The sequence below is a fragment of the Niallia sp. FSL K6-0212 genome, assembly GCF_038007605.1.
GTDB lineage: Bacteria > Bacillota > Bacilli > Bacillales > Cytobacillaceae > Niallia > Niallia circulans.
Genome location: NZ_JBBOXL010000001.1, coordinates 3702196 through 3718313 on the forward strand (window position 1 = coordinate 3702196; position 16118 = coordinate 3718313).

Genomic DNA, 16118 nt, shown 5'->3' on the forward strand with positions numbered 1-16118 from the left:
AAGGAGAGAACAGAATGGGAAAAGCAACTGGATTTATCGAATATAATCGGGAGGAAGCGGAAGAAAGAAATCCGCTTTCCCGTCTAAAAGATTTCAAAAAGTATTCTGCTCCTTTCTCTGATGAAGTACTACAAAGACAAGGGGCGAGATGTATGGACTGTGCAACACCATTCTGTCATATCGGGATGGAAATTGCGGGAAGTACATCCGGCTGTCCAATCCATAACTTAATCCCTGAATGGAACGATTTAGTTTATAGAGGAAGATGGAAAGAGGCATTAGATCGTTTATTGAAAACAAATAATTTCCCAGAATTCACTGGAAGTGCTTGTCCAGCTCCTTGCGAAGGTTCCTGTACTGTAGCGATTTCAGATCCAGCTGTTGCGATTAAAAATATTGAACGCACTATTATTGATAAGGGATTTGAACAGGGTTGGATCCAACCGCGGATACCTGCGAAGAGAACAGGAAAAAAAGTAGCCATTATTGGTTCAGGACCAGCAGGGCTAGCTAGTGCAGATCAGTTAAATCAAGCAGGCCATTCTGTAACTGTGTATGAACGTGCAGATAGACCAGGCGGATTATTAATGTATGGGATACCCAATATGAAAATTGACAAAAAAGATGTGGAAAGAAGAGTGAAACTACTTACACAAGAAGGGATTGATTTTATTACCAATACCGAAGTAGGGAAAGATATAACAGCTTCAGAATTAAGAGAACAGTATGATGCTGTTATTCTATGTACTGGTGCCCAGAAACAAAGAGATTTAGTTATGGAAGGCAGAGATGCAGAGGGTGTTCATTTTGCAATGGACTATCTAACAGGTGTTACCAAAAGTCTACTAGATTCCAATTTTCAAGATAAAAACTTCATCGATGCAGCAGGAAAAGATGTCATCGTTATCGGCGGCGGCGATACAGGAGCAGATTGTGTAGCAACTGCATTACGTCAGAACTGTAAAAGTGTAGTTCAATTTGGGAAGCATCCAAAGCTTGGGATAATGCGCTCAAGTGAAAATATGTGGCCGGCAGCGCCTAATGTATTCACATTAGAATATGCTTACGAAGAAGCTGAACAAAAGTTTGGTGAAGATCCAAGACAATATGGAATTCAAACAAAAAGAATGGTAAAAGATAGCGACGGAAAGCTAAAAGAGCTTCATACTGTTTCCATGGAAAAAATAAAGCAAGCAGATGGAACGTTTATTTTCAAAGAAATTCCTGGTACGGAAAAAGTTTGGCCAGCACAGTTAGTATTTATTGCGATCGGCTTTGAAGGTCCTGAACAACCAGTACTAAAACATTTCGGACTGGAAACTACAAGTCGTAAAGTTGCGGCGGTATATGGCGATTTTACAACGAATTTGGAAGGTGTATTTGCGGCTGGTGATGCACGCAGAGGGCAAAGCTTGATCGTATGGGCAATTAACGAAGGCAGAGAAGTTGCTAGAAAAGTTGACGAATACTTAATGGGCGCCTCCATTTTACCTACTGTAAATGCATAAACGAGAAAAAAGATGTGATTAGCGAGATATCACATCTTTTTTTCTATATACGCTAATATCTAACCTATAAAATCTCTTTTACAAAAGAAGCAAATTTTACGCATTCAAAATATTATAAAAATTCAAAACAAAAATTTCAATAAAATTATTCATAACCGACTTATAATCTAAGCCATTTAGCTATTTCAAGTGTTTTTTATTATCATTTTACAAAAAATATAATATAATAGGAAAAATACTTTTTTAAACGGCTTAATAAGGGTAGGATAAAGCAAATAAAGTTTATCAAATGCTCTCTCAATATAGAGTGTGATTGTTTATAAAGAAAGGAAGTGTCGGAGATGAGAGACGTTAAACTTCTCGATATATATAATCATCATATTGCACAAAAATATATTACACGTTCAGGTTTAGCTCATGCTCTGGCAGTTGCTTATCATGCTTTTGAAATGGCAAAAGAATCAAATGTCGATGTCGATAATGCAGCTAAAGCCGGATTTTTACATGACATGGGACACTATACGTGGTATAAAGATGGAAAATGGGATTATAAATTATATAGGCAAAATGACATTCATCCAATAAAAGGGGCGGAAAGAGCACATAAATTATTAATCCGCTTAGGAGAAAATCCAATTAAAGCAAAAGAAATAGCTTTAGCCGTTCTTTTCCATACAGATAGTTTCATTCCTGGTGGTTCAGTGATTTTAACCCCCTTACAAAAAATTGTTAAACTAGCTGATGAAAAGGACGAGGAGCCTGGGGGACATCATCACTATCGTACGATAACGAAGGAAAGGGCAATAAAGAGTTTAGAACGATTAGATGCAAAAATTGATGAATATATAGAACAGCAAACGAAGAATAGCAAAGAACTAGAAGGATAGAACTGGATTTCCCTGTTTCTATTCTTCTTTTCTTTTAAATGCTATAATAGAAAAATCGACTTTTTTAGAAAAGGAATTAAAGGAGAAAATGACAAACATTATCACTACCATTAAACAATGGCAGCAAGCACTACAAATCGAGATCAATCATTTAAAAAAATACGGGCAATCGAAAGTTGCTTTATATAATGGAATTCGCCTAAACACAGAAAATGACTTTACGTATTATTTTGAAAGCATCAGCAATCTAAAGGTTCCAATTGGATCAAATGTAATGATTCACTGGGGGAGTCAGGCTGTAAGGGGGAGAGTATTATCGGCAGATGGCAAGAGCCTTCTTATTATTTTGGAAAAGGCGATTGGTGAGGATGTCTCAGAAGCATATTTATCCCATGATCCTTGGGAGCTATTAGAACAGCTGCAAATCCGTTTTGATACTATTAAAAAAAATAAACGTAAGCTTAGTAGAATCGTTAAATTAATGCAACCTAGTGAAGAAACAAAGCACCCAAGTGAGCAACTGAAAAATCATGTTCATGAGCTCTCTTTAAGATGCAAATATAACCCCGTCTCCTTTGTGTGGGGGCCGCCTGGAACAGGAAAAACATACACATTAGCTAGAGTTGCTCTACAACGTTATTGGAAAGGTAAGAGGATTTTACTCTTAGCACAAAGTAACCAGGCTGTAGATGTTCTACTCACGGAAATAACGACAACGATTAAAGAAAAGGACCGATTTAAAATAGGGGATATCCTTCGCTATGGGGGAAATAGCAATAATGCATCACTTGAACAAGAAAAAATTACAACAAGTTCCTTATTAGATAAAAAGGATATGGATCTTGCCAAGCAAAAACAGTATTTTTTTGAAGAAAAACTAAAACTTAAACAAGACCTTTCTTATTCGTTTACAACAAGAGATTCTGCTCAGTTATTAGAGATGGAAGAGAAATTAGCAAATGTGATGGAAAAAATCAGAAAAAGGGAACTGCAATTTGTACAAAAAGCAAAAATTGTTGGCACGACAATAGTAAAAGCTGCCACAGATCCAGCCATTTATGAAGATGAATACGATTTAGTAATAGTAGATGAGGCGAGCATGGCATATATTCCACAAGTCGCTTTTTCTGCATCACTAGCAAAAAGAATCATTATTTGTGGAGATTTTAAACAGTTACCTCCTATCGCAACTAGCCGTCATGCTTTAGTAGATAAATGGTTAAAAGAAGACGTATTCCACGCGACAGGCGTTGCCGAAACGGTTCATAGTTCATCGCTTCATCCTCAGCTTTTGTTATTAAACGAACAAAGAAGGATGCATCCAAGCATCTCTCAATTTACCAATAAATATATATATCATTCTCTGGTAGGCGATCATAAGAAGGTGGAAAGAAACAGAAAAGCAATCGCAGAAAAACTACCTTTCCAAGGAGAGGCGAATATTTTATTAGATTCGAGTCAATTTGGCGCATATGCCACATTTGAGAGAGCTTCGAAATCACGTATGAATTATATCCATCTATTATTAGCTCTGCAAGTTATAAATGAAGCTTTAAATGAAAAAGGAACAACGAGTATCGGCTACGTTACTCCATATCGAGCACAGGCGGAAATAATGGAAGCAATGGCATCAGAATTTTTCCCAGAAGCCATCATAGAAAAACGGCTTATTATCGCTACAGTCCATCGTTTTCAAGGAAGCGAAAGAGATATAATCATCTTTGATAGTGTAGAAGGAGAGGCATTTTTGAAGCCTGGAATCCTTTTAACCGGCAAAGAAAGCGAACGGTTAATAAATGTGGCGATCAGCAGGGCAAAAGGGAAATTTATTCATATAGCAAACAGAAATTATATAAAAACAAAAATAGATAGGAAGAAAACGATTCGACAGCTTGTCAACCATCAAGAAGCATTCAATAAAGTGGTAACCAACCAACAAATTGGCGAGTGGATTCAAAAGAAGAATCCAAAACTATACTGGACGCACGCACAAAGAGTAGAATTACTAGAAAAAGATATCAAGCGTTCCAACCATACAATAATAGCCTCTTTTCCAAAACAGAAGGAGATATTAAAACAACAATGGAAACAACTTCTCAATAGAAGGAGTATTGGTTCAGCTCCTGATATACCGTTTCCTTTCATTATTATTGATGAAAAAGTTATTTGGTTTGGCTTACCGTCCGAATTAGTGAATGGGAGTACTCCTCCTTCACTAGCAGTGCGTATACATTCTCCTTCTTTAGCTAGTTATCTATTAAAATATATATCATGAATAAAAAGCATTATCCGGAGATTTGGGATAATGCTCTTTCTTTAGCTATTATCAGTTATTCATTGTACAAACAAAAACGTTTTCGTTAAAATAGGAAAGAATCCATACAGAGGAGATGATGTTATTTGAGTAGAAAACAAACAGGTGGTATAGTATTTTTCTTGAGTTTAGTCCTTCTTTTACTACTGTCAGGCTGTGGCACAACGAAAAGTGAGCCATCAAAAGAAGAAAATACAACACAAGCAAAAGTGATTTCACCAGACGACTATCCTATTGTAACGATTACGATGGAAGATAATTCGACTATTACATTAGAACTTTATCCCGATAAAGCCCCTAATACAGTCAATAATTTCGTATCATTAGTAAATAAAGGCTTTTACGATGGATTAATTTTCCATCGAATTATTCCTGATTTTATGATCCAAGGCGGTGACCCCAATGGAAATGGAACAGGCGGTCCTGGCTATTCGATCAAAGGGGAATTTTCAGAGAATGGGTTTGAAAATGACTTAAAGCACGAAAGAGGCGTAATTAGCATGGCAAGATCTCAACTGCCTGATTCTGCTGGGTCACAATTCTTCATTATGGTTGCAGACGCCCCTCATTTGGATGGAGAATACGCCCCGTTCGGGAAAGTGATAGAAGGCATGGATGTCGTCGATAAAATAGTCTCTTCAAAAAGAGATAAGAATGATAAACCAGTAGAAGAGATAAAAATGAAACAAATTACTGTAGATACAAAAGGTATCGATTATGAAGAACCAAAGAAATTAAAAGAATAATGGATAAAAGGAACGTAATATTTTCTTTCTTTCCGAAAAGATGATATGATAAAAGCTGATTTTGAAATAAGGAGATGTTGATCATGGCAACTAAAGGATACATATTAATGCAAAATGGTGAAAAAATTGAATTCGAATTATATCCAAACGAAGCTCCTGGAACAGTAGCTAACTTTGTGGAACTAATTAAAAAAGGTTTCTATAACGGTTTAACATTCCACCGTGTAATTCCTGGTTTCGTCAGCCAAGGCGGCGATCCAAATGGAAATGGAACAGGAGGACCTGGATACACAATCAAATGTGAAACAGAAGGAAACCCTCACAAACATGTGGAAGGAGCTCTTTCTATGGCACACGCTGGCCGTGATACAGGCGGAAGCCAATTCTTTATCGTACATGAGCCACAACCGCATTTAGATGGTGTTCATACAGTATTTGGACAAGTTACGTCCGGTATTGCTGCTGTAAAAGCAATGAAAAATGGCGATGTTATGGAAAAAGTGGAAATCACTGAAGAATAAATACAACAAGGCAGGCTGAGAAATTGGCTTGCTTTTTTATATGAATGGTTGGTGATTAGAATGTACAAAGATAAAGTTGTCATTGTAACTGGCGCTAGTAATGGTATTGGCAAAGCAATTGCAAAAGCTTATTTGCAAGAAGATGCCTATGTTATCCTAGCTGATATAGATGAAGAGCAAGGAAAACATGTACTTGATTCTATAGAGCAAAAAGAGAGAGCAATTTTTATAAAAACCGATGTTCGAAACGAAGCAGATATCATTCAAATGGTTGAGACAACACAAGCGAAATTTGGAAAGATTGATATCTTAATTAATAACGCCGGTAAAGGCATTTTTAAATCATTTTACGATTTAACGATAGAAGAATGGGATGATGTGATAAATACGAATCTCCGCAGCGTGTTTCTTTGTTCAAGAGAAGTCGCAAAAATCATGCGAACTCAAGGCGCAAAAGGGTCGATTATTAACATGTCATCTAGCAGAGCCTATATGTCGGAACCTAATACAGAAAGCTATAGTGCTAGCAAAGGTGGAATTATGGCTATTACTCATGCTTTGGCAAATAGTTTAGCTGATGCACATATAACAGTTAACAGCATATCACCAGGCTGGATCGAAACGAAAGATTATGAAAATCTGCGAGAAAGCGATCATGAACAGCATCTATCAAAAAGAGTAGGTAAACCTGAGGATATTGCGAGAGCATGCCTTTTCCTCACAAATCCGCAAAATGATTTTATTACAGGAACGAATCTTATGGTAGACGGTGGTATGACAGTAAAAATGATTTATGAAGAATAATAGAAGGTATTTTTTCTTCTTTGCTTTATTACAGTTGCTATCTGAAAATGATAGGAGTATAATAGCTTCCATATGATTACATATAATAATGGAGGCTCATTAAGTGGACGTTTTACATCAGATATTATCAACCTATGCTTCATTTTTTGATTGGAAGATGTGGGCAGAAGTATTAACAGATCCAGTATCATGGGGATTAATCGGATCGTTAGTCATTTTAGAAGGCTTATTATCAGCAGATAATGCGCTCGTATTAGCAGTAATGGTAAAACATTTACCGCCAGATAAACAAAAAAAAGCATTGACATATGGTTTATTCGGAGCCTATTTTTTCCGTTTCTTCTTTATTGGAATTGGTGTTTACTTAATCCATTTTACCTGGATAAAAGTAGTTGGAGCAGCATACTTAGCATGGATTGTAATTAAGCATTTCTGGCTTGGTGAGGAAGATGAAGATTCCTCAGCGATGAAGAAAGACAGTTGGACAATAAGATTGTTCGGAGTATTCTGGGCAACTGTTATCTCCGTAGAATTAATGGATTTAGCCTTTTCGGTTGACAGCATATTAGCATCTTTGGCTGTTTCAAATGAAATCTGGATTCTACTGATTGGTGGAATGCTCGGTATTTTAATGATGAGAACTGTTGCCAAATTATTCTTAGTTCTCATTGAAAAAGTTCCAGAATTAGAGAATACCGCCTTTGTATTAATTGGGATAATCGCGGTAAAGATGTTTGCTAGCATTTTTGGATATGAATTAGATCACTATGTATTTTTTGGGATTCTAATTGCTGCGTTTATTATCACATTTATCATTCATTTTATTAACAAAAATAAAAAGGTTTCTGAAGAAGTTGCTTCTTCAAAAGAAAAATAAATGTATTTTACCTGTTCCGTTTGTGGACAGGTTTTTTTTTATTTAATTATTTCGTATACTTATTAGCATAGGATGAAGCAACAAATGAATCAGGCTTAATTTTTGGTTCGATACCTATTGACTCCATTCTTGCTACCATTTCATTGACAAATTCACTTGTTTTATTTCTTCTGCCTGCTCCAATATCTATATGTCCCTCTATCGAGAAAGTTGCTCCTTGATAAACAAAAGGGAGGACAACATCAATTAATTGGTTTTTCCTATCCTCTGTGAACAGACTAACTACCTCTTCTGTTAGTGTTGTCTCATAGGAGATTTTCTCATGAAGTCTTAAAATCTTCCTTGGTATGATCACTTTTCTAATACAGGCCCAAGCACCTTTTCCTTTATTCATAATGACTATTCCAGTAATAAACTTCGTATGTTTGGTATGCACTTGTGAATCTGTACCAATCATTAATTGATAATTTCCCGAAGGACTTCTAGACATAAAAGCAAGGATACGCTGAAAAACGATATCAAAGGTCATATTTTTCTCTTGTAAGTTTTGAAAAGTCATTTCCATATGCCTGTCTAACTCCACAAAGAATCCCTCCGTATAAACGTTATTTCCACCACTTTTATAACATTGTATGATAATCAAATGGATTTATCCCTGTAACTAAATTTGTATTATCGTATACAAAAAATACTGAATTGGTGTAAAAAATGGTCTTTTTTTAGATGAACTTAATAATGAGTTTTATAATAAAAAAATAGAACTAAACTGAAACTTAATTTCTTCTTATCCGTCTAATCATTAACAAAACGCAGGAGGAAAAAAATGAAAAAATTTCTAATTATATTAAATTGGTCGTTATTATTTCTATTATTATTAACTGGCTGCTCACAAAATTCCGAAGATAAAGCAGCGGATAGCAGAGATTATGAAAAGGCTGATTCCAATGTCATCGATGCCCAGAATGAAATAGGAGAAATACCCGCAACAGATAGTAAAACGGTAAAAGAAAATAGCGGTCAAGCAATTAGTAATAATGACCGATTAGTTATTTATAATGGGAATCTATCCTTAAAGGTGAAAGACTATCACAACGTAGAGAAGCATATCCAGTCAAAAGCAGCCGAGCTAGGCGGGTATGTAGTGGAATCGTCCATTTATGATAGTGGCACAGATTATATAAATGGGACTATTATCGTAAAAATTCCTCAAAAACATTTCCAAACCTACTTAAACGATATCGAAAAGAAAAGCATTAAAGTTACAGAGAAGAGTATCACTGGTAACGATGTGACTGAAGAATATGTTGATTTGGAATCCCGGCTAAAAGCTAAGGAAGCAGTGGAAAAAAGGCTATTAGCTTTAATGGAACAAGCAGAAAAAACGGAAGACCTTCTTAAAATATCAAATGATCTTGCAACTGTGCAGGCAGAAAAAGAACAAATATTAGGGAGAATGAAATACTTAAAAAATAACGTAGACTATTCGACTGTCACGATTCAACTGGAAGAAGAGTTAGTAAAAGTGGGTTCTATTCAAGATAAAGAGTCTTTAAATACATGGGAAAAAACAAAAAGTCAATTCGTGAGCACGATTAACGGGTTAATTTCCTTCCTTTCAAGTGTCATCGTGATGATTGTTGGATTATCACCAATTTTAATTCCAGTTGTAGTTATTGTAATAGCTTGGATTATATATAGAAAAAAGAAAAACAGGTCAGAGTAATTTTATCGTGGCTATGCTATAATGGAATTAAATTCCTTCAGTGGGAGTTTAATCTATTAATATCATCACATTCATATTTATTAAGGAGTGGCTAAAGAAATTGAAATCAGCAGATCAATATCTTATCCGCCATGCGAAACTGGAAGATGCAGAAGCAATTTTTGCTATTCAGCAATCTGTGATTGCCGAAGAAGATTATCTGATAACTACTATCGAAGAGTATAATCAAACACTGGAAGAGCAGCAGGCATGGGTCGCTAAAATATTGCATAATGAGAGAGAAACTATCCTAATTGCGGAAGAAACCAATAAAGTAATTGGCTTTATTGTCTTTCAAACAAAAAATAGACAAAGACTTAATCACACAGGGTCATTTGGGATGATGATAAGTAAAAAGTATAGAAGTAAAGGAATAGGAAAATTACTTATGAAAGCACTACTAGCTTGGGCAAAAGAAAATCCGCTGATTGAAAAAGTTAGCTTAGGTGTTTTCTCAACAAATACTAGGGCTATTTCTTTATATACTTGTATGGGATTTATAGAAGAAGGTCGCAAAATAAAAGAAATCAAACTGTCAGAAAATGAATATATAGATGATATTTTAATGTATAAAATGGTGACCTAAATAGAACCAACTATTTTTTAAAGAGAAAAGAGGGAAGCAATATTAATAAGAAATCAGCTTTTCAAAGAGAGCTAAAGTCGTGGATTATTGCACTTATTAGCGCATTAATATTTGTGTTTATTTGCCGTAACTTTATTTTTGCCCCTGTTAAGGTAATAGGACAATCCATGCAGCCAACATATGAAAATCAAGATAGAGTGATTGTCTCTAAAGTTGGCCAAATCAAGCATTTTGATACCATCGTCTTTCATTCACCAATAGAAAAAGAAGATTATATAAAAAGAGTAATCGGCTTACCTGATGATACGATTGAAATTTATGATGATACACTTTATATTAATGGCGAAAAATATGACGAACCATATCTTCAAGAGAAAAAGAAGCATTTACTTCCTAATCAGAGATTGACGGAAAATCTTAAAGTTACAGTACCTAAAGGGCATCTATTTGTATTAGGGGATAATAGGCAAAATAGTATGGATAGTAGACAGCTTGGTTGTATATCAGAGGATGCTGTTGTCGGGAAAGCTGTTTTTCGATTTTATCCTGTTATGGAAAATTATTAATTAATAAAAAAAACAGTCTTGGATATGAGCTCACGTCCAGAACTGTTTTTTTATTACGATTTACAAATTCACATACCATTGCTTATGTAACATTTTCGCTAATTGAATGACACCATGTCTTGCTAATTCGTTTATTCGCTCTGTAACTTCATTTATTTGTTTAACTGAAAAAGACTCTCCAGTTTTGCAAAGTATAATTGCCTCTTCAATAAAAGACTCGCGACGTTGGTCTAATTGTTTAAATTGATTCACGCGTGAATTTACTTTTTCCCCATGTAGTTCCTGCATGTTTTGTATATTATCTTAGATACTAAATGCTAAAAATAGAAGAAATAATTTGTTTACATAATATTATTATGATAGACTAAAAACTTGTCTAATTATGAGGGTTGACACTACTGTTATATCTGTATATACTGACTATATACAGATATAACAGTTGAAAGGTGTTTCTAATGAATATTTTTATCTCCAATTCCTCTGAGGAACCTATTTATTTGCAAATAGTAAAGCAAATAAAAGAGCAAATAGTAGCAGGTGAACTAAAAGAAACACAATCTCTTCCTTCTATTAGAAGTCTTGCAAAAGAACTGAAAATTAGCGTTATTACAACCAAAAGAGCCTATGATGAACTTGAAAAAGACGGTTTTATTGTTACAGTCGCTGGAAAAGGGTCATATGTTGCAGCAATAAACAAAGAAATACTTCGTGAAAACAAGTTGAAAACAATCGAAGAACATTTAACAGAAGCCAGCAGCACAGCTAAACTAATTGGGTTAACATTAGAAGAATTACAAGAAATATTAAAAATTATTTATAAAGGATGAGCACAGTGGAAAACACATTAGAACTTATCAATGTATCCAAGAACCGACAAGGTTTTTCTTTAGATACGATTAATATTACCTTAAAAAAAGGATTTATAATGGGGTTTATTGGTCCAAATGGGGCTGGAAAAAGCACAACAATCAAACTAATCATGAATTTAATCAAAAAAGATAGCGGCATGATAAAAGTCTTTGGTTTAGACAATGAAAAACATAGTATGAAAATTAAAGAGAGAATTGGCTTTGTTTATGATGACAATCACTTTTATGAAGAGTTAACAATAAAAGAAATGAAGAATATCATCCGCCCATTTTATTCTCAATGGGAAGAAAGTACATTCAATAAATATGTAAAAGATTTTTCACTACCTATGGATAAAAAAATCAACGAGCTGTCAAAAGGGATGAAAATGAAATTCTCATTAGCCATCGCTCTTTCTCATCAAGCTGAACTCTTAATTATGGATGAACCAACTTCTGGTTTAGATCCACTAGTTCGGACTGAATTGTTAGATGTACTGCAAACATTAATACAAGACGAAAACAAGGCAATCTTTTTTTCAACTCACATAACATCCGACTTAGATAAAATTGCCGATTATATTACATTAATTAATAATGGACAAATCATTTTAAGTAAAACGAAGGATGAGCTTTTAGAAGAATATACCATGGTTAAAGGAAAAGATAGCACACAGATTATCCATAATAAAAATTTAATCAGTTTAAAGAGTAATGATTTTGGTTTTGAAGCATTATGTAAAAACAAAGAAGAAGTAAGAAAGCAATTTGGAACTTCTTATTTCTATGAAAAGCCAACTTTAGAAGATATTATGGTGTTTTACACAAGAAGGAGCGGTGGGCATGTATCATCTAATTAAAAAAGACATTCTTATCCAAAAAAGATCAATAGCATTATCACTATTATTAATCTGTTTCTTTTCTGTTTCTCTTTCCAGTCTTGGAGAAGTTGGATTAATGGTTGGAATACTAGCAATTACTTATCAACTCCTTCTAGGAGCTAGTGCATTAGAAGATAAAAATAACAGCGATAAAGTTCTTATTAGTCTTCCGATAAAACTATCTACCATTGTATTATCAAAATATGTGTCCATCTATGTTTATGCAGCTTTTGCAGCAATTGGCTTTTATCTCATCCATGTTCTTGTGAAACTATTTCACATTCCATTGGATGTTCCTTTTAGTTATATCATTCTCATAGGGGGAGCAATAATGGTAACTATATGTTTTTCCATTTCTTTGCCTATGATTTTTAAATTTGGCTATTTAAAAGCCAAAATGGCTAACTTTATTCTTCTTTTCGTAATAGTATTTGGAACAACTGGTATAATGAAGTATTTTGCAAAACTAGATAATCAATTTATCCAAGAAACGATGATTCGTTTATCAACATTATCAAAAGCAGAACTGGGATTAATCCTGCTAATTCCACTTATCATTCTTCTTGTGATATCATATTTTATTTCTCTGAGCTTTTATAGTAAGCGAGAATTTTAATTATAATGAAAAGGAAGAACAAGTACACTTAGAGGTACTGTTCTTTTTTTATTTAGCATTTTGCATCTAAACAAATACCTGTAATTCATGTTTTAAATGTCTTCTAACTAAGTTCTCAACATTACCGCGCATAATATCTCTTATGTGCGGTTTTTTAAGAAATATTGTATACTAGAATTATTACTATATAGATTAGGTGGCAATACATATGATCGCAAAAGAGACATTACTTTCTTGGTATGAAGAAGAGTTAACGCTTTTTCGAACAGAAATGGATAATAAGGATTACAGTATATTTACGATCGAAAATTATTTACGGGACATCTATTTATTCCTTGAATTTATTACACGGAAAAAAGAAGCATATATGGACTTAACTTCAGTAAAAAAATTGCAGATTACCCTTTTTATGAACGAACTAAAAACTAAGCGCGCAAATTCTGCTAGTTCGAGAAATAGAAGATTAACTGCCATTCGTTCTTTTTATAAATGTTTAGTAGATTATGAGCTTGTCCAAAAAAATCCCGCCCTTGATTTGGAGAGCGCAAAAGAACAAAAAGGAAAACTACCCAGTTACTTGGAAAAAGACGAATTAAAATCATTTTTTGAGATGATTGGCAAGGTATCCCAAAAGCAGCATCAAAGACGGAACAAAGTCATCCTTGGACTCATGGCGTTTGCAGGATTACGGGTAATGGAAATACACTCTCTTAATCTGTCGTCCATTAATCAAAACAGGGGAATTCACGTACTGGGAAAGGGAAATAAAACACGCTATATTCCGTTACCGAAAAAGTTAATGGAAGAATTACAATTATATATAGAAGAAAACAGGATTTTCCCCATGAAAGGACAGGAAGATGCACTCTTTATTTCAAGGAGAGGGAAGCGAATTTCCAGAAGACGTATTCAAGAAATAACGGAGCGGATCATTGATCAAATGGGAAAAGAATATCCTGAATTAAAATGGAAAGAAAAAGGGATTTCTAGTCATAAATTACGACATAGTTTTGCGACACATTTAGTTAGAGATGGACGAGATATCCGAACAGTACAAGAGCTGCTTGGTCATACTAATTTAAATACAACGCAGAAATATACGCATGTATCTGATTCGCAAAAAGAAAAAGCAATGGACTTAGAAATTTCAGAATACATTTGAGTTTATCATAATTTTATTATGTTAACTGATTGGCATTCTGATTCATAATCGGTCAATTGACAGCATATATATATCCATGATGTTATAGTAAAAAACAACCTCTTATATTTGCTAGAACGGAAAAGGAAGACGATAAAAGCAAGAATAAGTCTGTCAATGAAAGATAAGGGAAGTGTTTTTGATGCCAAGTAAAAAGCATTCAATTATCGTCCATGCAAATGCAAAAAAAGTTTGGAATTTTGTTCGCTCCATGAACAACTGGGCACCATTAGTACCAGGATATGTGAACCATGAAATCATCAACGATACAGTATCAACTTGGGAATTTAAAATTGATATGGGGCTTTTTAAGAAAAAAGTAGAAATGAAAGTAACGATATTAGAGTGGAAAGAACCTACAAAGGTTACCTTTGACTTAGAAGGAATTAATGATCATTTTACAGGAAATGGCTATTTTATGGTAGAGGTAAAGGATGCCAATTATACGAAAATGACAGGCTATTTAGAAATTAATTCAACAGGTACTTTTCCTACTATAACAAATAATCTTATGGAGCCAAAGCTAGAAGAAATCGCAGAAGAATTGACAATTGCAGTTAGTAAAGCCATTGAGGATTTACAATAATTTCATTATGTTAACTAAAGCGTTAAGTGATAAAGGAGCATTCTTTTAATCATTTAATGCTTTTCTAAATTTTATGTAAATTTTTCTTTTCCATCCTTGGTTAAATAAGCTTCGTCCTTTATGATAAAGGTTACTAATTAATTGGGAGGTTTATCATTGAAAAAAGGACAACAATCGAAGCATAGGACAAATTTTTTAGAAATTTTCCTTATTTCTATAAAGCTAGGATTGACATCATTTGGTGGACCCATTGCACATTTAGGCTATTTTTACGATGAGTATGTAAGTCGAAGGAAATGGATGGATGAGAAAAGCTATGCTGATTTAGTAGCCCTTAGTCAATTCATGCCTGGTCCGGCAAGCAGTCAGGTGGGGATAGGGATAGGAATTTTACGGGGAGGACTCCTCGGTGGGATTATTTCTTTTTTAGGATTTACATTTCCTTCTGTAATTGCTCTGATGATCTTTGCTAGTATACTAAAGGGATTAGACATAGGGAATGCAGGTTGGATACATGGGCTAAAAATAGTTGCTGCTGCCATTGTGGCCCATGCGATACTAGGTATGGCAAAGAACTTAACTCCAGATCTAAAAAGAAAGACGATTGCACTTTTTGCATTAGTACTTACTCTTTTATGGCAAAGTGTTTTTTCTCAGGTAGGAGTAATTATTTTATCAGCTATCATTAGTTATTTTCTTTATAGGCAGCAAGCAAGACAACAAAATCATAGAGATATTTCTTTTCCGATTTCAAGACAACTAGCATGTGTTTCTTTGATCTTATTTTTTTCCCTTCTGTTTCTTTTACCGATAATTCGCGAGATATTTTCATACCAATGGATTGCTATGTTTGATAGTTTTTATCGATCTGGCTCTTTAGTGTTTGGAGGAGGACATGTAGTATTGCCACTTTTAGAGCGTGAATTTGTCCCAGGTGGATGGTTGAGTGAAGAAGCATTCCTTGCTGGATATGGTGCAACCCAGGCAGTTCCTGGTCCATTGTTTACATTTGCTGCCTATATCGGAACCGTCTTAAATGGGTGGGCAGGGGGACTACTCGCGACATTCGCTATCTTCTTGCCAGCCTTTTTATTAATTGTAGGAACACTGCCATTCTGGAATTTCATCAGAAAAAATCCAAAAATTCAAGGGGCCTTAATGGGGGTAAATGCTGCGGTTGTTGGTATTCTAATCTCAGCTTTTTACCAGCCAATTTGGACAAGCAGTATCTCAGATGCGAGTGATTTTGCTTTTGCAGCCATTTTATTTTCGATGTTAGTTTATTGGAAACTGCCGCCATGGATTGTTGTTATGACGGGTACATTAGGGGGGATCCTGCTTACTTATTTACCGATATAGTATTGCTAAAGAAACCTATAAACGAGAGAGCCTCGTTTATAGGTTTTTTGGTATTT

Annotated in this window: 18 protein-coding genes; 16 read left to right on the forward strand and 2 right to left on the reverse strand. The window is 34.6% G+C overall.

Annotated elements, in window-relative coordinates; genetic code table 11:
* Nucleotides 1-14 precede the first annotated feature (14 nt).
* The 7 genes from gltD to MHH96_RS17620 all read left to right on the forward strand — a co-directional run bounded on the left by gltD (nt 15) and on the right by MHH96_RS17620 (nt 7657).
* A complete protein-coding gene (gene gltD / locus MHH96_RS17590) occupies nt 15-1508 on the forward strand; it encodes a glutamate synthase small subunit (protein ID WP_061798832.1) in 1494 nt (497 codons plus the stop codon).
* A 341-nt stretch (nt 1509-1849) separates the two neighbouring features.
* A complete protein-coding gene (locus MHH96_RS17595; RefSeq protein WP_095257302.1) occupies nt 1850-2395 on the forward strand; it encodes an HD domain-containing protein in 546 nt (181 codons plus the stop codon).
* An 88-nt stretch (nt 2396-2483) separates the two neighbouring features.
* The gene (locus tag MHH96_RS17600) at nt 2484-4670 is read left to right on the forward strand and encodes an AAA domain-containing protein (protein ID WP_095320087.1); all 2187 of its coding nucleotides are present in this window, start codon (nt 2484-2486) and stop codon (nt 4668-4670) included.
* A 125-nt stretch (nt 4671-4795) separates the two neighbouring features.
* Nucleotides 4796-5455 (forward strand): peptidylprolyl isomerase, encoded by a 660-nt coding sequence (locus MHH96_RS17605; protein ID WP_061798825.1) that lies wholly within the window; start codon nt 4796-4798, stop codon nt 5453-5455.
* A gap of 83 nt (nt 5456-5538) precedes the next feature.
* Nucleotides 5539-5976: a peptidylprolyl isomerase gene (locus MHH96_RS17610; protein WP_047943443.1), complete on the forward strand. Its 438-nt coding sequence runs from the start codon at nt 5539-5541 to the stop codon at nt 5974-5976.
* 60 nt (nt 5977-6036) lie between these two features.
* Nucleotides 6037-6780, forward strand: a complete 744-nt coding sequence (locus tag MHH96_RS17615; protein ID WP_047943444.1) for an SDR family NAD(P)-dependent oxidoreductase — start codon at nt 6037-6039, stop codon at nt 6778-6780.
* A 103-nt stretch (nt 6781-6883) separates the two neighbouring features.
* Nucleotides 6884-7657, forward strand: coding sequence for a TerC family protein (locus MHH96_RS17620; RefSeq protein WP_047943445.1), 774 nt, complete (start codon nt 6884-6886; stop codon nt 7655-7657).
* A 46-nt stretch (nt 7658-7703) separates the two neighbouring features.
* Here the strand turns inward: MHH96_RS17620 and MHH96_RS17625 are convergent, their stop codons facing one another.
* Nucleotides 7704-8222 carry a ribonuclease H-like YkuK family protein gene (locus MHH96_RS17625; protein WP_047943471.1) on the reverse strand — a complete coding sequence of 173 codons (519 nt, stop codon included), beginning with the start codon at nt 8220-8222 and terminating at the stop codon, nt 7704-7706.
* 258 nt (nt 8223-8480) lie between these two features.
* On the opposite strand from MHH96_RS17625, the gene MHH96_RS17630 reads away from it, so the two are divergent.
* From MHH96_RS17630 to lepB, 3 genes are all read left to right on the forward strand, one after another.
* The gene (locus tag MHH96_RS17630; protein WP_341117780.1) at nt 8481-9380 is read left to right on the forward strand and encodes a DUF4349 domain-containing protein; all 900 of its coding nucleotides are present in this window, start codon (nt 8481-8483) and stop codon (nt 9378-9380) included.
* Nucleotides 9381-9480: 100 nt separating this feature from the next.
* The gene (locus tag MHH96_RS17635; RefSeq protein WP_047943447.1) at nt 9481-10005 is read left to right on the forward strand and encodes a GNAT family N-acetyltransferase; all 525 of its coding nucleotides are present in this window, start codon (nt 9481-9483) and stop codon (nt 10003-10005) included.
* A gap of 86 nt (nt 10006-10091) precedes the next feature.
* A complete protein-coding gene (gene lepB / locus MHH96_RS17640; protein ID WP_328282909.1) occupies nt 10092-10571 on the forward strand; it encodes a signal peptidase I in 480 nt (159 codons plus the stop codon).
* A gap of 60 nt (nt 10572-10631) precedes the next feature.
* Here lepB and MHH96_RS17645 read toward each other — a convergent pair whose 3' ends face one another.
* Entirely contained in the window at nt 10632-10859 is a 228-nt protein-coding gene (locus MHH96_RS17645) for a DUF2533 family protein (protein ID WP_235844489.1), read from the reverse strand.
* A gap of 167 nt (nt 10860-11026) precedes the next feature.
* On the opposite strand from MHH96_RS17645, the gene MHH96_RS17650 reads away from it, so the two are divergent.
* The 6 genes from MHH96_RS17650 to chrA all read left to right on the forward strand — a co-directional run bounded on the left by MHH96_RS17650 (nt 11027) and on the right by chrA (nt 16062).
* The gene (locus MHH96_RS17650) at nt 11027-11398 is read left to right on the forward strand and encodes a GntR family transcriptional regulator (RefSeq protein WP_047943449.1); all 372 of its coding nucleotides are present in this window, start codon (nt 11027-11029) and stop codon (nt 11396-11398) included.
* Nucleotides 11399-11403: 5 nt separating this feature from the next.
* Entirely contained in the window at nt 11404-12279 is an 876-nt protein-coding gene (locus MHH96_RS17655) for an ABC transporter ATP-binding protein (RefSeq protein WP_047943450.1), read from the forward strand.
* Nucleotides 12263-12916: an ABC-2 transporter permease gene (locus tag MHH96_RS17660; protein ID WP_047943451.1), complete on the forward strand. Its 654-nt coding sequence runs from the start codon at nt 12263-12265 to the stop codon at nt 12914-12916. The genes MHH96_RS17655 and MHH96_RS17660 overlap by 17 nt, the downstream gene beginning before the upstream one ends.
* 208 nt (nt 12917-13124) lie before the next feature.
* Nucleotides 13125-14078, forward strand: coding sequence for a tyrosine-type recombinase/integrase (locus MHH96_RS17665; protein ID WP_047943452.1), 954 nt, complete (start codon nt 13125-13127; stop codon nt 14076-14078).
* 181 nt (nt 14079-14259) lie between these two features.
* Nucleotides 14260-14703: a CoxG family protein gene (locus MHH96_RS17670; RefSeq protein WP_328282887.1), complete on the forward strand. Its 444-nt coding sequence runs from the start codon at nt 14260-14262 to the stop codon at nt 14701-14703.
* A 156-nt stretch (nt 14704-14859) separates the two neighbouring features.
* A complete protein-coding gene (chrA, locus tag MHH96_RS17675) occupies nt 14860-16062 on the forward strand; it encodes a chromate efflux transporter (RefSeq protein WP_061798819.1) in 1203 nt (400 codons plus the stop codon).
* The last annotated feature ends 56 nt before the right edge of the window (nt 16063-16118 follow it).